The sequence below is a fragment of the Bartonella sp. CR127HXZ genome (genome assembly GCF_042194555.1).
Taxonomy (GTDB): Bacteria; Pseudomonadota; Alphaproteobacteria; order Rhizobiales; family Rhizobiaceae; genus Bartonella; species Bartonella grahamii.
This window is the reverse complement of the sequence record NZ_JBHIMZ010000010.1, coordinates 56,685-77,785: the sequence shown is the minus strand read 5'-3', so window position 1 is coordinate 77,785 and position 21,101 is coordinate 56,685. Positions and strand designations below refer to the sequence as shown.

Genomic DNA, 21,101 nt, shown 5'->3' with positions numbered 1-21,101 from the left:
TTGTCACTGTTTTTTGCAAAAAACTTTTCAAGACTTTCGCTGTTTAATTTTGCAAGTATGGGGGAAATATTGGTTTTTAGGCTGTCTACGGTTTGTTGGACCATGGAGCTGTTTTCGAAAGCAGTTTTAGCTCCTATCTTTGCTGTACTAGAAACTACGTGGATGGCTTGGAGGGTCATTAGCAATGTTATGAGAGCCCAAGTGAGAAAGCCATGAAGCGTCCCTGATGATTCAGCAAAACGTCCAGCTACAAAGCCTCCCAAGGCTAGGCTAATCAATGTAACGATAACAGAACCCACGCCAAAGGAGAGGAAAGAGCCTTCAAATGGGGTTGAAGAGGTGAAATCCATTTGGCTTAAGCCTAAAGCTGCTACCAGAAAAGAAAGGCAGATTGAGGTGGCAAGGGCTGTCACCAATCCCGCAAAGATTGCGGACCATGAAATGGGTGTGTGAAAGAATGGATACTTTTCTTCTAGAGATGTTTCTCCTAGAAAATTCGTATCGAATGGTGTGTCTTCAGGAATGCGAGTTTCCATGTTTTATCTCCTTGAATATGCTGGAGATACAATGTCTTTTTGCCAATTATGTTCCAAAAGTGAATAGATATGCGCTAAAAAGGGATAGGAGAGATCTAAAGTTAAGCTCGAGATCATCATAGTGGGGCATTTTCTTTTAAAACTTTTGTTTAAAGCACGTTCATAGAGAGTTTTTGTTGATCATAAAAAAGGGGTGTAAAAACGACAAGGCACGCTATTGGGCTTTATGAGGTCATTGAACAAAATAATATGAACGCTTTTTTTGTTTATATTCCTTCATAAATTTGAGTTTTTGTCTCATGACAATGTCTTGGTCGATAAACATGTGATAAGCGTTACGAATGGAAATATATTTATGTTTCATAAATAAAAGCACACTTTGTATAGAGAGCTCTTTCTTTGTGTTTTCAGTATTGTATTCTTTTGACAAATGCTTTTCTTTTTGATTGTATCAGAAAGTTTAAAGACAGACCGTGTTAGGATATAAAATGTTTTGTTCAGCTTTTTTTAAAAATAGTGAAAAATATGGACCGCTTTGCGTTGGTTTTGATCCGAGTCATAAAGTTTTGCAATCATGGAATTTAAGCTGTGATTATAAAGGTCTAAAAGATTTTTGTGATATCCTCTTAACAGCGGTTGTGGGTAAAGTGGGGATGATAAAGCCTCAAGCCGCATTTTTTGAGTTATATGGGGTGGAAGGGCTTCAAATTCTCAAAGAACTTATTGAAAATGCACAGGCACAAGGTTTGTTGGTTCTCGTTGATACGAAAAGAGGGGATATTGGCTCTACTGCTGAGGCTTACGGTAAAGCTTGGCTTGGTTCAAGCAGTGCGTTTAAAGCAGATGCCATAACAGTCAATCCTTTTTTAGGATTTGATGCTCTCATTCCTTTAATAAAGATTGCAGAAGAAACAAAAACGGCTGTTTTTATGGTTGTTCAATCTTCGAATCCAGAGGGAAGGCACATTCGCAATGCGCGCATTGGTGATCAAACGGTTTCTGTTCATTTGGCTCAGCGTATTTTTGAATATAATAGCCAATCTTCAAGTCAATATCATCATGTTGGTCCTATTGGGGCAGTGATTGGAGCAACATTGGGCAATGAAGCAAAAGATACAATCGAACAGTTAGAAAATAACTTATTTCTCGTTCCTGGCATTGGGGCTCAAGGGGGAACAATAACACAATTAACTCAGCAGTTTCCTCAAAGGCTATGGCAGAATCTTATTCCTTCCATTTCAAGATCTATTACACAGGTTGGTCGAAATAGTGTTGATTTAAAAAATGTTATTCATGATTTTGCCGAGCAATCTAAAAATACGCTTCTATCTTAAAGTTTTTTGCTAAGTTATCAAAGAAAAAAAGCTCTTATAAAAGAAGGTGGTTTATCAAATTTTAAGTCAGATACGAATTTCAAGAAGTGTTTTTCTTTATCTAAAGTTAAGAGTTGTTTTTGATCTTTTCAAAAAGTGTTCATATATTTCTTATTTTCTGTTGGGATTGGGAGGATCAAATACGGAAAGCAAATGTTTGAAAAAAAATGCAGAAATCTTGGAAATATATGAAAAATTGCTTCAAGGAAGACGAGATAAAGGAAGAAAATGTAAGAAATACCTGAACAGTGCTAAAAGATGAGGCATAAGAGGGCTTGGAGAGTGTATTCGTTTTGGGCACGTTTTAGTTTAAGGGCTATGACTCATCTTACAGGATAAACTCTTTTAGAATATTGCTTTATAAGGATATTACTTTTGTAAAATAAAGGACTCTAACATGTTATTAAAAGTTTTTAGATTGATAAAGTCATTGCAGCGTTGGTTTCTATAAGATAGACACACGTTATCTGTGAATACATATTGTTGTTAGAGAAAAACATGTCATTGAAACAAGAAAAAACCAAAGCCCGTTTACCCCGTGGTTTTGTGGATCGTACAAGTGCACAGTTGTATGCAACTGAAACAATGATTGCGCAAATTCGCGAAGTTTATGAACTTTACGGTTTTGAAGCACTGGAAACACCAATTTTTGAATATACGGATGTGCTGGGTAAGTTTTTACCTGATGAAGATCGTCCAAATGCGGGCGTTTTTTCGCTACAAGATGATGATGAGCAATGGATGTCTTTGCGCTATGATCTTACTGCGCCTCTTGCCCGTTATTTTGCAGAGAATTTTGAAGTTTTGCCAAAGCCTTATCGCAGTTATCGTCTTGGTTTTGTGTTTCGCAATGAAAAACCTGGACCAGGGCGCTTTCGGCAATTTATGCAGTTTGATGCGGATATTGTTGGAACACCAACGGTAGCAGCGGATGCCGAAATTTGTATGATGGCAGCAGACAGTTTGGAAAAGTTAGGGTTTCAGCAGCATGATTATGCCATTCGCTTGAATAACCGAAAAATTCTGGAAAGTGTTTTAGAATTGATTGGTTTAGGGGAAAGGGAGCAGATTGAAAGGCGCTTAACTGTGCTTCGAGCAATGGATAAACTGGATAAATTTGGTCCTGAAGGCGTGCGTTTGCTGCTAGGCAAGGGGCGTTTGGATGAAAGTGGTGATTTTACAAAAGGGGCCGAGCTTAAGGATAAAGAGATTGAGTGTATTCTTTCCTTACTGACTGTAAACGCAAAAACAGCAGAAGAAATCCTTGATGCTCTCAGACAAGTCGTTGGTCAGAGTGCTCAGGGGCTTGAAGGGGTTCGCGAGCTTGAGGAAATGCAAGCAATCTTTGTCGCTAATGGTTATCACAATCGCATTAAAATTGATCCTTCGGTGGTTCGTGGATTGGAATATTATACTGGACCTGTTTTTGAGGCGGCATTGCTTTTTGATGTTCTCAATGATGATGGGCAAAAAGTTGTTTTTGGCTCTGTTGGTGGTGGTGGGCGCTATGATGGATTGGTGGCACGCTTTCGTGGTGAAAATATTCCAGCAACAGGTTTTTCAATCGGGGTTTCACGCTTGATTGCTGCTTTGCAAAATCTTGGAAAGTTGCCTATGAAGGAGACAACAGGGCCGGTTGTGGTGTTGATGATGGATAAAGAACCAGAAGCTGTTGCACGCTATCAAAAAATGGTGATGCAGTTGCGTGGTGCGGGAATTTGTGCTGAGCTCTATTTGGGGGCATCGGGGATAAAAGCGCAGATGAAATATGCAGATCGACGTCAAGCGCCTTGTGTGGTGATCCAAGGCTCACAAGAACGTGAGAGCGGAAAAATACAGATTAAAGATTTGATTGAAGGGGCGCGTTTGTCCCATGAAATTAAGGACAATCAAACATGGCGTGAAAGCCGTCCTGCGCAAGTGATGATTGATGAAGAGCAATTGGTTCAAACAGTACAAGATATTTTGGCAGCCCAAAAACGGTAATGATAAAAGTTTTGTGAAAGCGATTGTTGGGAAAAGCTCGAACATTTCCTCTTCAATTTTCAGAATTTGTATTTTACTTGTTTAGATATTCTTAAAATCGCGTTATTTTTTAAAGTTCCTGCGGCATAAAAGCAATTTTTTAAAGATAAAAATGCTTTGTCTTCATTATGAAATGAATGCTTTTGAGCGCGCGAGGTAAGTACCTTGCGTGAAGCAAGATACTGGACACTGAAGCATTTGAGGTTCTTGACGCAATCCTGTTTAGAAAAATTGATGATCAATAACAGAAACCCAATAGTTTATAGAAATATTGATCATTCATATGGATTTAATTTTTGAATTCTCATTTGCTGATATCATATTTCTACTGTTTTATTGTCGGCAGTCTACAATCTCACATCCATGAGAGATGAAAGAAATCTCAAGAGTTTTATTTTAGAAGATTTTTTTAGTTTCAAAAGCAACGAATAACTTAAATCAGACAATTTTTAAAGGGAAAATATGGGAGGAATTATAAGAGATTATAATGACAACCATTTGAAATTATTCATTTATTATAACAAATCAATTTTTTACGGAGAAATGAAAATGGCCCAATATGATTTTACAGTATTATATGAAAGAAATCCCTTTATTTTGAAAAAACCTGAAGATATTGGAAAATCATTTAAACTTCCTCCTTCAAATTTCGGATTTGAAGATCTTCCGCAAATTACGTTTTCAGGAGCGTCCGATAGTCGGCGTATGATTTTTGGGCTATCATTTAGTGGTATGAAAGCATTTTTTGTGATGTTGTGGCAAGTAGGGAAAATGTCAGATGAAGATGATGTGGATTTATGGTTTGATCAGGTAAGATTAGATGAGGATACTCTCAATGAATTTTTGATTTGTGATCTTTCAATTCAAGAACCAGAATATCTTAATTTTGAAAGTTTTAAAGAAGGTATCAAAGAATTAGAAAAGAATAAAATTGTAGCGAAGGGGACAAAAAAATATTGTTATTTCATTAATCCAGATATTTTTGGGCTTCCTGAATGTGATGAAGATTTTGAGTTCGATGAAGAGGAAGAGATAGAAGAGGAAGAAATGAAAACACACTTTATGGTAGAATATCCAAATAAACGCCTTCTTTAACTGTTTCTCTCTTAGAGAAAAATAAAAGCTTAGAATAAATGGCTATGAGAACAGCAATGAGTCTGTTTATGGTATGTGAATTGGAATGTTTACGGGATCTGTTTTTATTTAATATTCTTCATGAACAGTTATTTATGCAGAGCCGTTTTTATGGCATATTTTCTTTCTTGATGCTTTTGTGAACCTTGCAGTAATGATGTTCATAGCTCTTGTATTTTAGAGCGTTTACGAGACGCATTTTTACTCTTTTTAATCGTTTATTCATATGCCAACCTTACGTGCTAATAAGCAAGAAAATAGTTTTAAGAGATTCAATATAAGAAGGGATAAAATAAAACAATCTTATGATATTCAGTGCCTCTCATTCGACATGAAAAATTATAAATTATCGTTATAAATCAAATTATTGTTTGACACAAAGTTTTTCTCAATAGGAGAAATTTAGCATTGATCGTGCATATTTCATCGATACGTTAGTCCTTGATGTTTCTGAGAGAGTTTTGTATGAATTTGCGCATTTCGCAATTGCATCCCCATTTTTTGATAGCGTGCAACAGTTTTTAGCTTTTTATTCTTTGAGCACTATAATTGGTTTAGATTTTTTACTGGAAATTTTTCAAGTTTTTTCAAAGCAGTTAAAACGTGAAATACCTATTAAAAAATTATTGCTGGAATATTTTCTCACCAAAAACGCACAACCAACTTATAGTGTCTGCTTTGACAAATAGATGTTTCAAAAAATATAAACGACACAAATTTTCTTTATTAGGGAAATTTGTGTCGTTAAATTTTGTTTAAATAGACGATTTGGGGGCGGAATTAGCTTTTCAAAGCTTTTAAAACATTTTGTGGTGAAGAAACTTCATAAGGATCTGTTGCACAATTATCTGAAAAACCTGCTTCTTCAAACCATTCCTCAACCACACCATCATTAATAACGGCAGCATAGCGCCATGATCGCATGCCAAAACCAACATTGTCTTTTGCAACCAGCATACCCATTTTGCGTGTGAATTCACCAGAGCCATCAGGAATTAATTTCACGTTTTTGATATTTTGTGTTTTTCCCCAAGCATTCATGACAAAAGCATCATTGACGGAAAGACAATAAATTTCATCAATACCCGCTTGTTTAAATTCATCATAGAGTTTTTCAAAGTCAGGCAGCTGAAAAGTTGAGCAAGTAGGGGTAAAAGCTCCAGGAAGAGAAAAAAGAATAACACGCTTTCCTTTAAAGTAAGCATCGCTGTTAACTTCTTGCCACCGATAAGAATTATTTTCACCCACTTCATCTCGGACACGTGTATGGAATGTTACATTGGGAACAGTTTTTTTCATCATAAGGATGCTCCTATATTTTTTACAAAAATTTCGTTTTAAAACAGCTTTTGTCTTTAAAAGCATATCGGAAAGAACGGTTTAAATAAAAGGGATTCTTTAAGAATTCTTACTTCTAACGAGTGTGCAAATATTTCACACTTCCGTCAAGTAGAATTAATGGTCGACTTTGAATACTCTTCACCTTAAAATTAAAGGAAAGAATATGAAAGTATTTACATGACCATAAAGATAGTTTTAACCACGGCTTTTGAGGGGCAAAAACCGGGAACGTCTGGTTTGCGCAAAAAAGTGTCTGTTTTTCAACAACCTCATTATGTAGAAAACTTTATACAGTCTCTTTTTGATAACATTGGGCCTCTTGAAGGAAAAATGTTGATTCTTGGGGGCGATGGGCGCACTTTTAATCGTACTCTCCTTCAGATTGTGTTGAAGATGGCAGCGGCGCATGGTGTTTCTTGTGTTAAAATGGGAAGGGGCGGTATTCTTTCTACACCTGCTGTTTCGCATCTTATTCGTAAAACCCATGCTCATGGTGGACTTATTCTTTCTGCAAGCCATAATCCTGGTGGTCCAGAGGGAGATTGTGGTATCAAATACAATGTTTCTAATGGTGGACCCGCTCCTAATTCTTTATGTGATGCTATTTTTGCAACATCGCAACGTCTTTCCTTTTATAAAATTCTTGAAGCACCAGATATTGATTTAGATAGGCAAGGTACGATCTTTATGGGAGCCATGCGGATTGATATTATTGATCCTGTCGCTGATTATGTTGCTTTGATGCAGGAGCTTTTTGATTTTGACTGTATTGCCAAGGCCGTTGCTCGAGGTCTTACTTTACGGTTTGATGCTATGCATGCGGTAACAGGGCCTTATGCTCATGAAATTTTTGAAAAATGCTTAGGATTTTCTGAAGGAACGGTGGTTAATGGTATTCCTTTGCCAGATTTTGGAGGCGGTCATCCGGATCCCAATTTGGTTTATGCCAAGGCTCTTTATGATTTATTGATGTCAGAGCAAGGACCAGATCTTGGTGCAGCCTCTGATGGTGATGGAGATCGTAACCTCATTATTGGTCGTCAACAATTTGTCTCACCTTCAGATTCTTTGGCTATTATGGCTGAACATGCACACCTCATTAAAGGATATCGAAAAGGTGTTGTGGGGATAGCGCGTTCTATGCCGACGGGGCGTGCTGCTGATCTGGTTGCGGAAAAACACGGATTAAACTTTTTTGAAACGCCAACGGGATGGAAGTTTTTTGGAAACCTTTTGGATGCGGGGAAAGTAACCTTTTGTGGTGAAGAAAGCTTTGGAACTGGCTCTCATCACATCCGCGAAAAAGATGGTTTATGGGCTGTCTTATTTTGGTTAAATCTTTTAGCGGTAACAGAAAAAACTGTTGCACAAATTGTTCAACAGCATTGGTACACCTATGGGCGTTTTTACACGTTACGGCATGATTATGAAGAAGTCGAAGCAGATAAAGCTTTGGAACTTATAGAACATTTGCGTACGCACTTACCACATGCAGGAACTGAAATTGCAGGATTTTTCGTCAAAAAAGCAGATGATTTTACATATCATGATCCTGTTGATCAGAGTGTTAGCACGCGGCAAGGTATACGTATTTTTTTCGAAAATGGAGCACGGTTGGTGGTCCGGTTGTCGGGAACAGGGACGCTAGGTGCTACTTTACGACTTTATTTTGAACAGTATGAAAGTGATCCGCGCAAACACAATTTTAATCCGCAAGAAGTTCTCCAACCTTTGCAACAGGTGGCGCTAAAACTGTTAAATATACAACAAGCATTGGGGCGAGATCGCCCTGATATTATCACCTAAGTTCATTGGAATATTTTTTTGTAAAGGTATGATGATTGATCACATGAGGTATGATTTTAGGGGTGTGATTTTATTTGCCATAAGGCAGATCCTCCATTTTCAAGCGCGCTTTGTTTTTTCCTCCTTTACATATCAATCGGATTTCTAAAACTGCGGGCTTCTTAAAACCGAATCCTGTAGGTAATTATAATCCGGCATAATCGGGGAGTTTATGTCCGATGGTTTTTGATGGTTTGATAGCAATGTTTGTTTAATAGGGGAGATGTTCCTTATGCAAAAAAAATATTATCATTGTTGCACATTTCATATGCTTGTTTTAAAGAAGCGTCTCTCTCAAAACACTAAAAACGCATCTTATGCGTGCTGCTTTTGAAAGGGATGAGCGACCATCTATCGAGCAGCACAATTTTACGCTTATGAGAGAGTAAGACCGTACCATCATTCACTTTGCTCGCTTTCAATGTTGGTTCTTATATTTGAAAATATTTAGTATTTTGAATAATCGTTTTACACGCCTCTTCCTACTTGTAGCATGCAAGCAAAAGGCTTTGGTTGATTCAATGTAAAAGGGGGTGAGAGAATCTCAGCTTATTTATCGGCTCTCATTCAATATACAAAACCATTAACTATGATTATAAATCAGTCTGTTCTCTAACATTGTGACTGTTATCTTTACTTAAATAAAAGGTCAAGTTGAGGGCATCATTTTCTTGTTTTTCAGTTTTTAGCTTTTTGAGAGCGTTTTATTTAGAGAGGTTCCTTTTCTAATTGTTTTTTATCCATTCGTTAATTGCATTGCTGATGTATAAGAAAATGATTTTGATTAATTTATTAGAGAGAATGAAGTGAGTAAATTTTATGATATGCGGGGGGCTCATTTAAGTTATATAATGATCAATCATTTTTATAAACTCATATGGTATGTGACGATAGCATTCATGAACACAGTTGGCAGATGAGGGTTGAAACAAAGGAAAATGTTTTTCTAAAATAATGGACAATAAGCACTTCTTGCTTTATGACCAGTCATAGTGAATGATTTTTCTTTTAAAAGGGGAATTTATGACCCAATATCCTAAATGTCCTCGTTGTGATTGTCTTTATACTTATGAAGATGGTGAAAATTTTGTGTGTCCTGAATGCGCACATGAATGGCCACAAAAAAACGATGATACTGTTCTTTCCGATACTGTTTATGATGCCAATGGTCAGATTTTAACAAACGGAGATACCGTTATGGTGATAAAAGATCTGAAAGTAAAAGGCGCTTCATCTGTTTTAAAAGGTGGTACTAAGGTAAAGAATATTCGCTTGGTGGATGGGGATCATAACATTGATTGCAAAATTCCAGGGATTGGTCAGATGAGTTTAAAGTCGGAGTTTGTGAAAAAAGTTTAGGCATTTATCCCCTTGCAATTGTTTTTGCATTTCGTTGGTTTTTTATTTTTACATTCTTCTCGAATGGGATTCTTTTCTTGTTTCACAGATTACACCAATCAGATAGAGGCAATATATTTTCCTTTATTGCAAAGCCATGTATCGCAGAGGAATAGTGGCTCTGTCTTTTCTTTTAATATGCGGTTATGGATGAAGTTGGATGTTGACTTACATGCAACAGTAAAAGTATGTGCTTTATGAGAAGAACAACGTGGTAAAGCAGACAAACTTATTCCTGCTGAATTGAAGAAATATTCTCATTTTTTTATCAGATAATTTCTCAAACAACCATAATAGATCTAGCTTCAATGTATTTATTTTTACAGGTAGTTACACCGTTTGCGTCATATTTATGGAAATGAGATTGAAAATGATAGAGGGGGAATTCTTGATTTTAAGAATGGAAAAAGGATGGTATGATCTTGATAAGGTTGTATGGTCATGCATTTTCCAGCTCTTAGTGTTGCAACAGTCCCTTATAAAAAGTGTGCATAAGAGCTATTAAAAATAGTTTTTGTTATTATCCAGTTTGTGCTGTGTAAGCGGACGATTTTGATTGATGCAATAAAAACAGAATTGAAATAAGAAGAATGTCAGAATTCTCATTCAAGTTGCAAAATGTGATCTTTGTCGATTGGTTGCTACAAGAAGTATTTTGCGTGATTTTATTGTTGGGAGAACTGAGAAAGATGGAGCAAATGGGCACTCTATCTTACAATGTTTTCTTTTTTGGGTTTTCTTTTTTGTAACGGGTCGTGGTTTCTTGGTTAAAATTACATGACAAGATTATGAAACAAAATAAATTTAAAGTGCACATCCATGCATTGTACTTCTGTGTACGGATTGGTTTGTTGAAACAACCTATGCTTCTTAAAAGGGGCTTTGAAATCTTTTTAAGGCATATGTGGAGGTGAAATATGAGTGAAGGTATCATTATTAGACAGATTTTTTTAACAGTACTGTATTTTTATGGCTGCATAGCTTACTTTTAAAATTTCAGGAATAAAATGACGCAAGATTTTTGCACTCCATGTTTGAGCGCTGTTGAAGAGGGGCAATCGCTGTGGTTATTTTACCTATTGAGGCCAATATTTATTGTGGCATGGCTTCAACGCCTAAAACTTCAGGGATAAAATGGCGTAAAAGATTTTCAATACCATGTTTGAGGGTTGCCGTTGAAGAGGGACATCCAGCGCAGGAGCCCCGCATATTGAGATAAACAATACCATTTTCAAATCCGCGAAAAGTAATGTCTCCACCATCATTGGCAACTGCTGGGCGGATACGCGTTTCAAGCAGCTCTTTAATGGTTAAGACAATATCAGCATCTTTTTCGTCATAAAATTCTTCGTTAAGGGCATGGGTTTGTGCTTGTGTTGTAGCGTTGGTGGTGATCACTGGCTCATTGGATAGAAAATGTTCCATGATTGTGCCTAAAATGACGGGCTTGAGATGTTGCCATTCTCCTTCTTTTTTGCTTACGGTGATAAAATCATAGCCTAAAAAAACACCATTGATATTGGGAATATTAAACAGCTTAGCTGCCAAAGGTGAGTTTTTAGCTGCTTCTTCAGGGTCACGAAATTCTAATACGCCCTCAGAAAGAACCACGCGTCCTGGCAGGAATTTAAGCGTTGCAGGGTTTGGGGTGGTTTCAGTTTGAATAAACATAAACTCTCCTTTTATAATGAAGGATTGGGAAGATCTTACATTGTAGAATATTATATTTTTTAGGCAATAGATCTAATATCTTCATCGGCAAGATTGCTAGGAATAACAATGACAGGGATTGAAAAAGCTGTCCCTTTATTTCCGATTAATTGAACAAGGGGTCCTGGTCCTTCTGTATGTCCACTGGCTGCTAAAACAATTAGTGCAATCCTTTTATCTTCGTCGATCAGTTTGGAAATCTCATCAATTTTTTTTCCTTCACGCACCACTATTTCTGTTTCAAGCGCATGGGTGGTGCGGACTTCACTGGCAATGTCTCCTAATATTTTATGAGCACTTTGCGTTGATTCTGTGCGCATAACGTTGTTTACACCCAGAAAATGTTGAAATTCTGCACTATCAACGACACAAAGTAATACCAATGTTCTATTGGTATTTTGGGCATGCTGTGCGGCAAACGCAACGGCACGCCGACACTCTGGTGTTTCATCGATAATGACTAAGTTCTTTTTCTTGGGTTCTTTTTTCGGATTTTTGGGTTTGGAAATCATGCACTTTCTCTATATTTGTACAAACGATTTTTTTGCTCTCTACAGTTTTTAGTTTTATTACCTTTATGTATCGTGCAAAAATCCAATAATTTCACGAATTTTCTTCATATTTTCTTCTGCGAGCATACTAGCACGTTTAGCGCCATCATGCAAAACAGAGTCGATATAATCACTTTCTTGATGAAGTCGACGTAATTCTTCTGTTATAGGGGCAAGCTTATAGACAGCAAGGTCGGCTAGAGCGGTTTTAAAATGCGAAAATTGTTGACCAGAAAATTCTAAAAGAATCTTTTCTTTGCTAACTTTGGCAAAGGCGGCATAAATACCAAGCAGGTTATCCACTTCTGGTCGTTCTTTTAAAGCGGTAAGGGTATCGGGAAGAGGAGCCGAATCCGTTTTGGCTTTGCGTATTTTTTTTGCGATAAGATCAGCATCATCGGTCAAATTAATGCGTGAAAAATCTGAAGGATCTGATTTTGACATTTTTTTCGTCCCATCGCGCAAAGACATAACGCGTGTGGCTGTTGTTCCAATAAGCGCCTCTGGGAGGGGAAAGAAGCCTTGTTTTTTTTCTTCATCCGTTTGCATAGAGATACCAAAATTTAATTCGGCAATACGCTGTGCATAGTCGTTGTTAAACTTTTGTGCAATATCGCGTGTGAGTTCAACATGCTGTTTTTGATCTTCGCCTACTGGAACATGCGTTGCACGATAGACTAAAATATCAGCAGCCATCAAAGTGGGATAGGCAAAAAGCCCTAGAGATGCTTTTTCGCGATCTTTTCCTGCTTTATCTTTAAATTGTGTCATGCGTTGAAGCCAGCCGATACGGGCAACACAATTAAAAATCCAGGCAAGTTCAGCGTGTTGAAAAACACGTGATTGGTTAAAAATAATGTGTTTTTGAGGATCAATACCGCAGGCTAAAAAGGCTGCTGTCACTGTTCTGGTGGATTCGCGTAAAGTAAGGGGATCTGGGTTGACTGTGAGCGCATGCATATCCACAACACAGTAGAGGCAGTGATGAGAGTTTTGCAGTTCAACCCAACGCTGAATGGCTCCAAGATAATTGCCAAGATGTAAATGACCACTCGGTTGTACGCCGGAAAAGACAAGTGGTGTGAAGGTATCCATAGGAGTGCTCTTTCTTCAATTAAGGTTATTTGTTTTATTGTTTTTGACAAAGTATAGATATTATGAGCGTTTTTTCAAATTTTTAAGCATGTGAAAAAAGGAATGAGTGTTGAATAAAAAATAGGCACTAAAATAGATCAAGAATATGCCAAGCATGATCCCAGCTAAGGTGCTGGCGCGCAAGAAAAAGGATGCTTGTGAGGATAAAGGAAAAGACAAAAAACCAAACACATTCAATCCGTAATAGAGGGCTAGTGCACTCAAAAGGGTTGCTATCATGAGACATAATATTTGCTTTATCAGTTGGAAGTCGTATTTCCAATAACCGCGTTTGATAAGGACACCCCAAAGCAACAGGGCGTTGACCCATCCAGAGGTAATTTCAGCAATAACAATGCCTCGTGCAGATAGAATAGGAAATAATGTTAAGGCGAGACTGATATTGATGAAAACGCAAATACCTGTAAAAATCATCGGTGTTTTGGTATCTTCATGGGCAAAAAAATTAGGAATAAAGACCTTAATGAGAACAAAAGCTGGAAGTCCTAATCCATAAAGTTCCAGTAATTGTGCAACATGGTGTGTTGATTGACTGGTAAATTGTCCTCGCTCAAAGAGCAAACTGACAATGGGAGTGGAGAGCAGTAAAAAAGCGATGGATGCTGGAAGTGTTAACAATAGCGTTAATTCAATAGAGCGGTTTTGTAAATGGTGGGTTTCTTTGTGCTTTTTGCTTCGCAAAGCGCGTGTTAATTCTGGTAAAAGAACGGTTGCAACGGCAATGGCGATTACACCTAGAGGCAATTGGTAAAGACGATCAGCGTACATCAAAGAAGAGACAGCACCCGATTGACTAGAAGCAATGTTGGTATTAATGAGCAAATTGATTTGTGTGATGCCACCCGTGATGGCTGCTGGGAATGCTAAAGTTAATAGTTTGCGAACATTAGGACTTAAATGGGGTTGGCGGAAGGAAATTTTCATTCCACTTTGACGCAAAGCAAGGGCAATTAAGGTGAGTTGAAGAAGTCCTGCTGCCAATACACCCCAAGAGAGATTTAAGCCGATATGCCAAGCGTCAAGTTTATAGATCCAAGCATAGGCAAGCACACCAATCAGAATAATGTTTAAAAAGAGTGGGGCAATGGCGGCAATAAAATAGCGTCGCAGAGCATTAAGCATGCCCCCCATCATGGCAGCAAGCGATATGCAGGTTAAATAGGGAAACATGATCGCAGTAAAGTGAATTGTAGCGTTAAATTTTGTTGTATCTTCGGTAAAACCTGGGGCAATAATGGTTCGTACCAAAAAAGGCATACTCAGTTCCATCGCAATCGTTAACAGTAAGAGCATCGAAAAGAGAACGCCAAAGACTTCTTCTGCAAATTTGCATGCTGTTTCTTGACCATCTTCAGTAATTTTTTTTGCAAAAAGAGGAATGAAAGCAGCGTTAAAGGCACCTTCAGCAAAAAAACGACGAAATGTGTTGGGAAAACGAAAAGCAGCGTTAAAGGCATCAGAAACAGGACCAGTCCCTAGGGCTGCTGCCATAAGCATTTCGCGTACGAAGCCAAAAATACGGCTCATGAGGGTTCCGGAAGCAACTGTTGCAATTTTTTTAATCAATGTCATAAAGATATATCGGGTTCGTTGTAAAAGAGAAGCGATGATAGGAGAAATAAACCGTTTTAAATCGTAAAAATCTGATCTGTATCCCAATCAAGGATACTTTTTGTAAGCGTTTTACGACGGTGTTTATCTTTCTGTCAACAATGGTGCTTGAAGACTTTTTTATGCTCCTTGTTTACTGTTGCATTACAATTTTTATTGTTGCCATAAAATAATTAAAATTTCTTTTTCAAACTGAAATATGGGAGCGACATCATGACAGTTTGAAGGGACATATAGGGATATATAATGTTAATTTCTCTTTATGGTGTGATGTCGTGAATAGTGCACCCCAATACCGTTCTGTTTTTATGTAAGGGGCATGACCCTATTAAAGAACGCAAATAAAATAAAAGCGTGAAGCAATGTACAATCTCCATTATCTATCCATTATTTAAAAGACAGTGCTTTAGATGTTTTTAAAAGTTGTAAGGCTAAGCTAAAAGGTGATGGCAAAGCTCGTGATTGGTTTTTACCTTTACGGCTTTATATTCTCTCAAAATTAGGCTGCCTTCCCATTTTAGAGATTACATAAACAAAAGGATAGGAAGACGTGATCTTTCAACAGCATTTTGTCTGTTTTTAGCACTATAGGTAATGAAAGTGATTAATTATCATTTTCAAAAATGATTGATCCTTTCATTTTACTTGTTCAGGTTTCTTTTCATAGTTAATGAGGATAAAATCTGAGGAAATAAGATAAATTTGTTCTCTCATGGTTTCCATTCCCGTTGAGGTGCGATTGATTTGCCAATGAAAGCAGGCGGGTAAAGGCTATCATTTTTACCAGAGAGGGCAAAAAGTTAAAGTTTATGAATCCTTTAGATATTCATTGTCATGGCTTTTGCGTGCTCTGTTTTGTGAGGTTGAATATTTTCTTGTCTTTTAGAACTCTGATTGACGTTTTCTGTCATTTTTTGCACTTTAATTGCTTCTTTATCAAGAGTGTTGGAACATTTTTTTTCATTGTTTGTCTTTATAGATTGATGCTGGATAGATTGATACTGGTTTGGTGCTAAGCACTCATCGAATTTATGGTTATAAAAATACATGGGGTGTATATGCTGTTCTATCTCTTTTATCTGCTTGACTATTTCCATAATTTCTTTTGCTTTAACGGTTGATGTGCCAAGACACTTCGCAAGTTTTTCAGGATTATTTTCCTTTATAGCTTCATGCTCGCTTGAGGATAAGCGCTCATTGATTTTTTTGATATAAGTCCTTATCTCCCCCCTTAATTCAGGAGAGTTTGATAAAGTTTCTTGCTGTTGTGCTTTTGACAAGGAAAAGAGATTTTTCATCCAAGCCTCAGGAATTTTTACCGACTGTTCACACCGCCTTTGTTTTACATGATGGGTATGGAGAATGTCTCTTTCTGTTTGTTTAAAAATATTGATATAACGATCAATGGCTCTACAGAGGGGCAAAATATTTGCTTCAGCATGGGCGCGCGCGTTGTTTTTTATGCCAAATACATTGCTACCAGAAAGCTTAGAAATAGATTGGGGAGAGGTGGCAATTTGATAGGTGAGCTGTTCTCCTTCAGTATGATTTTCATGGATCATTTCTATTCTTTTCTGCAAAATATGACGATTGCCATAAATGATTTGGCACAAAGTTTCGATTTCTTTTCTTCTTACTTGAATGGATGCGTTGTTTTTTATCCTTGTGGCAATTTCATTGTTGGTAAGGGGGGCTATTGTTTCTGCGGGGATAAGCACTTCTTGCTGGTTTTGAACTTTTGGTGCTGTAAAGGAGAGGGCGTCACCGATTTTTAATGTCTGTATTTGCTCTGGAGTGAGATCTTTTTTATTTCCTAAGATGAAAATCCCGTTGGCATCAAGCATGAAGCCATTGGGTCCACTGCCTCTGTAGAAGCCTTTATAGGTATGACCTTCTTTCGCTGTTATAATAAGATGATGATGAATATTTTCAAATCCAATATGTTTCATATTGTCTATGAATTCTTTTAAAATAAGTATTTTTTCTGGATTTGAGATATCCTCAAGAAGATGTTTCATCTCTTCCTTATCGTTATGTTTTAGCGATGCAATGCTGGCAAGATTCATGCGTTTTTCTGTTACAAGAGAAAAGTCGAGTGTGTGGCCAGCAACTTGCCCAAGTTTTTCAAAAAACATTCGTTGTGTGCGTCCATTACCTTCTCTGAAGGGATGCGTATAGTTGAGCTGTATCAACATTTCAGTGACATGTTCAATAAATGTTTCGCGGGTTAAGCCTTTTAAACTATTCGTTTCAGAAAGTATTTTATCTAAATTTTCTAGTCCCTCTTGTATCTGTTTTGCTGAGGCAAAAGAAATACCAGCTTTTTTCATCATTGGCATATAAGCAACGGTACCATCTTCAAATGTAAATGGTTTTTCGCGTGTTTGTCCGGCCCATTCAAAAGTATTTTTAAATAGGGTGTGATGAATATATTGGAGATATGTGGAAGTTAGTTTTTGCGGTGGCGCTTCTTGGCGTAGATGAATGATTGCTTTTGTTGTATCATGGGCACATTGCACTTTTAATTTTTTATAGTCTTTTATTCCATATTTATTTTTTAAGGTGATACTATTAGGGCAAAAGAAATTACGGTACATTGTCTTATTTTCTTCGGTTTCAGGCGATGAGGATAATTTCTCCTGTAAGGTGAGAGGGACGCTGTCCGTCTTTTTTGTACCAGTGTCCCAGTATGCCATTGCTTTTTTTGGGGGTTGTTTTGTTCTTTCTTGATGATCAGAGCGTTTTTCCTTTGTCGTTTGGACAGATATTGGATCATTTGTCGCTGTATTGCTGGTCTGTAAAATGTTTTTTTGGAAATCTTTTTGTGTTTTCCTCATGGAGGAAGCAGATTGCGCAATTGGTTTGGCCATTTGTTCTTGTTCTTGCAAACTTTGAGGCATAACTTCAATGCTGTCATGTAAAGCATGAGGGGTAATCCATGGTGAAAAAAGGGCGTTTTCTTTTTTCTTTGTTTGAATGGATGCGTTATCTTTGCTCTTTTCAGTTATTTCATCGCTTGTGAGAACGGCTCTTTTTTTTTCTGGAAGCAATGTTTTTCGCTGAGTTTTTTCTGGGTTTTGAGTTTTGGGCGCTGTAAAGGAGAGGGCGTCACCGATTTTTAATGTCTGTATTTGCTCTGGGGTGAGATCTTTTTTATTTCCCAAGATGAAAATCCCGTTGGCATCAAGCATGAAGCCATTGGGTCCACTGCCTCTGTAGGTACCATGATAGGTTTCTCCTTCTTTTGCGACGACAGCGAGATAATAATTTTTTTCATCCAATCCAAGCTCTCTCATAGAGTTGGTAAATTCTTGTAAAATGAGCAATTTTTCTGGATTTGAGATATCCTCAAGCAGATGCTTCATAGGTTCTGGATCGCTATGTTCCATGGCAGCGGCGCGGACAAAGTCTTTACGTTTTTTGCTCACAAGAGAAAAGTCTAACTTATGTCCTGCTGCTTGAGCGAGTTTTTCAACAAACAGTCTCTTTGTGCGCCTATTGCCCTCTCTGAAAGGATGCATGTGGTGCAAATCTATCATTATTCCAGCTGCTTGTTCAACGAATTCTTCGCGAGTTAAGCCTTGTAAATTATTCTTTTCAGCAAGTGTTTTATCTAACTTTTCTAGTCCCTCCTGTATTTTTCTGCCAATCGCAAAAGGTTTTGTAAATTCTTTTCTTTTCAAAATGGGCATAGAAGCAACACTACCATCTTCAAATGTAAAAGGTTCTTCGCGTGTTTGTCCGGCCCATTCAAATGCACGGGAAAAGAGGTGTTGATGAAGATATTTTAGATAGGAGGAATTAAGCTGCTCAGGTAGAGGTTCTTGACGCAGTTTTATCATTTCTTTTTTTACATCATCACAACATTGTTCCTTTAATATTTCTTGCTCTTTGATGCGGTATTTATTTTTAAGCACTTTGCTATTGGGATAAAAGAAATTTTGCGATGCTTTATTGATTTGCTTAGAAATGGCTGCACTAATTGCAGGGTGTTGTTCTTGCAATTCTTCTTGTGTGGAAGAGGCATAATGTTTAGTGTTTTCTTTCATGTATATTTCCTTTCAAATGTTAACATTATTTTTTGAAAGCTTTTTTTACATTTTTTGCCTTTAATTATTTTCATTGCGTTTTCTTCAAAGAAGAATGCCCATTTGAATGCTTGAAAAAATTGACCTTATTCGCATGGAACAAAGTTAAAGTTTGTAATTTTTATGAAGTATTATCGTGAAATTTTATCAATGAATTCTGTAAAATAATGGGGTGTCTTATTCAAAGTTTTCTGTATTTTATACACCATCTTTGATGCAATCTTGGCAAGGTAATTGCACCAAAGTTTTGTATGAAAAGCCAACAATTAGGAGATTTATCACGACAAAGCTATTGCTTTTGATGTTTCGGCTCTGCGCGGTCGAACATGCGGCTGGTCTTCTTGTCTAGAAGTTTCTGCAACCTCTTGATGCTGCTTTGCAGTTGAGCGTTCAGGTAACTTCGGGGACCGCGATAAGTTTTGCTGCTTTTGCAATTTTTTATCGGGATCGTTAAGCGGTTGATGACGTTTTTGTTGTTCTGCCTGATGGTTTTGCACAATGGTTTCTCTTAACTGTTTTACAGTTTCAGCATAATCCTTAATGGCGGTACACAGGGTAGGAAGATTTTCTTCAGCAGCTTTGCGTGCTCCATTTTTTATGCCAAGGACTTGCCTACCAGCAAGCGGAGCAAAAGATCTAGAAGGGTTTTCAATTTGAAATACAAGCTCTTCTCCTATCTCTGGAATTTTTTGCATATCTTCTATTCTATATTGCAAAATAAATGGATCATTATAAACAATTTCGCACCAATATTCGATCTCTCTTTGACCATATCGAACCGATGGATCTTGTTGAACTCTGCGGGCAATTTCCTGATTTGAGAGAGGCTTTATTTTCTTTTCTGAATTGAGCGGATTTTGTAAATGTTGATTTATTGGCTCTTTCTCTTGTGCTTGTCGCTGGTGTTGTTGTTCCGTGTGAGAACCTCGTGAAATCTTTTCACTTTTTGTATATTTTAAAGTATACACATAATCGTTAATGGCAGTACGTAGGGTAGGAAGATTTTCTTCAGCTTTTCTGCGCGCATGATTTTTTATGCCCAGAACTTTTTTACCAGCAAGCTTAGAAATAGACTTAGGCTGTTCTGTAACATCCCATAAGAGCTTTTCTCCCATATCGGGGTTTTCTTTGATTGCTTCTATTCTTTCTTCTAAAATAAGCTTGTTGCCATAAACCTTTTCGCACAAAAATCGTATTTCTTCTTGATATGCTACGAGTAATAGCTCTCGTTCCATTGTATTAATAGATTTTTTTTGTCCGTGAGACGGTTTTGGCTGTTCAATTGCTGTGTGTGGAGAGGCAGGTTTTGGGATGGCAGCATCGCTTTGTTTTCTGTTTTCCATATGGTGCGGTTTTCGTGAAGGAGGTACTGCATATGTTCCACTATCTTGTGATGATGAACTACTTTGTTGCCTGACTTTCATATGTGATGGTGTTTTGGGTCTAACACTTGGGTAGTGTGCTTCAGGATTCTGAATTTTTGCACCGTTTTGCACTCTGTCTCTCATGCGTGGGGGCGTCTGATGAGAAGGCGTTGCATAGCGACTTTCTTCTTCTTGAACTGTTGGTTTGTTTTGTTGCCTATCTTTTTCGCGTGGAGGTCTTTGTGGCGCTGCTTTTGTGTGCGGAGAGGAGTTTTCTTGGATTTTTGAGCTGGGGATTTTTGAACTGGGGATTGTTGTGCCGGTTTGTGTTTTTTCTCTCATGCGCGGAGGTTTTGGCGGAGCCACTTTTGTCTGTAGGGAGGGGGACTCTTGAACTGTTGGTTTGTTTTGTTGCCTATCTTTTTCGCGTGGAGGTCTTTGTGGCGCTGCTTTTGTGTGCGGAGAGGAGTTTTCTTGGATTTTTGAGCTGGGGATTTTTGAACTGGGGATTGTTGTGCCGGTTTGTGTTTTTTCTCTCATGCGCGGAGGAGGGGGCGGAGCCACTTTTTTTTGTGGGGGAGGCGTCTCTTGGTTTTTGGTGCTAGGAGGTATTGTGCTGGTTTGCACTGGGTTTTTCATGCGTGGGGGGGGCGGTGGAGCAATCTTTGGGTGGTGTGATAAATTTTCTGGGCGTTTTTGTACAGTTGGTTTTGGCAAACTTTGAGAAACTTGGGGAGGGGGGGTTCTGGTGGGGGATTGTTCAGTCTGTTGTTGAAATTTTTCCATCATTTCGGTGATAAAAGGGGAAGGATTTCTTTTTTTCATACATGTTCCTTTCAAACTCTTCCAATATTGTTTTTAAATACTATTTAAAAATGTACGTTGGTTTTTATTCTGTTGTATGCTTTTTCACTTGCTTTTATGAGAGAGGATATGAAACTGAATTGTTCACAAGATTTGGCTCTCTTGG

General features: G+C 37.7%; 12 protein-coding genes and 1 pseudogene. 5 read left to right on the top strand and 8 right to left on the bottom strand.

Annotation, left to right across the window (positions count from 1 at the left end; translation table 11 throughout):
• Positions 1-536: pseudogene (locus ACFIKY_RS06830) on the bottom strand (DUF3792 domain-containing protein); the annotation flags it as partial.
• Between the two features lie 488 nt (positions 537-1,024).
• Between ACFIKY_RS06830 and pyrF the strand changes: the two are divergent.
• The 3 genes from pyrF to ACFIKY_RS06815 all read left to right on the top strand — a co-directional run bounded on the left by pyrF (position 1,025) and on the right by ACFIKY_RS06815 (position 5,029).
• Positions 1,025-1,870 carry an orotidine-5'-phosphate decarboxylase gene (gene pyrF, locus ACFIKY_RS06825; RefSeq protein ID WP_015856744.1) on the top strand — a complete coding sequence of 282 codons (846 nt, stop codon included), beginning with the start codon at positions 1,025-1,027 and terminating at the stop codon, positions 1,868-1,870.
• 537 nt (positions 1,871-2,407) lie between these two features.
• Positions 2,408-3,895: a histidine--tRNA ligase gene (hisS, locus tag ACFIKY_RS06820; RefSeq protein WP_375661577.1), complete on the top strand. Its 1,488-nt coding sequence runs from the start codon at positions 2,408-2,410 to the stop codon at positions 3,893-3,895.
• Positions 3,896-4,396: 501 nt separating this feature from the next.
• Positions 4,397-5,029: a replication protein gene (locus ACFIKY_RS06815; RefSeq protein WP_375644924.1), complete on the top strand. Its 633-nt coding sequence runs from the start codon at positions 4,397-4,399 to the stop codon at positions 5,027-5,029.
• 819 nt (positions 5,030-5,848) lie between these two features.
• Here the strand turns inward: ACFIKY_RS06815 and ACFIKY_RS06810 are convergent.
• A complete protein-coding gene (locus tag ACFIKY_RS06810; RefSeq protein ID WP_375647463.1) occupies positions 5,849-6,370 on the bottom strand; it encodes a peroxiredoxin in 522 nt (173 codons plus the stop codon).
• Between the two features lie 216 nt (positions 6,371-6,586).
• Between ACFIKY_RS06810 and ACFIKY_RS06805 the strand changes: the two genes are divergently transcribed.
• Both ACFIKY_RS06805 and ACFIKY_RS06800 read left to right on the top strand, forming a co-directional pair.
• Positions 6,587-8,215 carry an alpha-D-glucose phosphate-specific phosphoglucomutase gene (locus ACFIKY_RS06805; protein WP_375661576.1) on the top strand — a complete coding sequence of 543 codons (1,629 nt, stop codon included), beginning with the start codon at positions 6,587-6,589 and terminating at the stop codon, positions 8,213-8,215.
• Between the two features lie 1,062 nt (positions 8,216-9,277).
• Positions 9,278-9,613 (top strand): zinc ribbon domain-containing protein YjdM, encoded by a 336-nt coding sequence (locus ACFIKY_RS06800; protein WP_015856728.1) that lies wholly within the window; start codon positions 9,278-9,280, stop codon positions 9,611-9,613.
• A 1,131-nt stretch (positions 9,614-10,744) separates the two neighbouring features.
• Here the strand turns inward: ACFIKY_RS06800 and ACFIKY_RS06795 are convergent.
• The 6 genes from ACFIKY_RS06795 to ACFIKY_RS06770 form a co-directional block, all read right to left on the bottom strand.
• The gene (locus tag ACFIKY_RS06795; protein ID WP_273723704.1) at positions 10,745-11,323 is read right to left on the bottom strand and encodes a NifU family protein; all 579 of its coding nucleotides are present in this window, start codon (positions 11,321-11,323) and stop codon (positions 10,745-10,747) included.
• A 59-nt stretch (positions 11,324-11,382) separates the two neighbouring features.
• The gene (locus ACFIKY_RS06790; RefSeq protein ID WP_015856726.1) at positions 11,383-11,874 is read right to left on the bottom strand and encodes a universal stress protein; all 492 of its coding nucleotides are present in this window, start codon (positions 11,872-11,874) and stop codon (positions 11,383-11,385) included.
• A gap of 63 nt (positions 11,875-11,937) precedes the next feature.
• The gene (gene trpS, locus ACFIKY_RS06785) at positions 11,938-13,008 is read right to left on the bottom strand and encodes a tryptophan--tRNA ligase (RefSeq protein ID WP_375661575.1); all 1,071 of its coding nucleotides are present in this window, start codon (positions 13,006-13,008) and stop codon (positions 11,938-11,940) included.
• Positions 13,009-13,068: 60 nt separating this feature from the next.
• Positions 13,069-14,640, bottom strand: a complete 1,572-nt coding sequence (murJ, locus tag ACFIKY_RS06780; protein WP_375661578.1) for a murein biosynthesis integral membrane protein MurJ — start codon at positions 14,638-14,640, stop codon at positions 13,069-13,071.
• Between the two features lie 857 nt (positions 14,641-15,497).
• On the bottom strand, positions 15,498-18,728 hold the full coding sequence (locus ACFIKY_RS06775; RefSeq protein WP_375661574.1) for a BID domain-containing T4SS effector: 3,231 nt from the start codon (positions 18,726-18,728) through the stop codon (positions 15,498-15,500).
• A 317-nt stretch (positions 18,729-19,045) separates the two neighbouring features.
• On the bottom strand, positions 19,046-20,956 hold the full coding sequence (locus tag ACFIKY_RS06770) for a BID domain-containing T4SS effector (RefSeq protein WP_375661573.1): 1,911 nt from the start codon (positions 20,954-20,956) through the stop codon (positions 19,046-19,048).
• Positions 20,957-21,101: the final 145 nt, after the last annotated feature.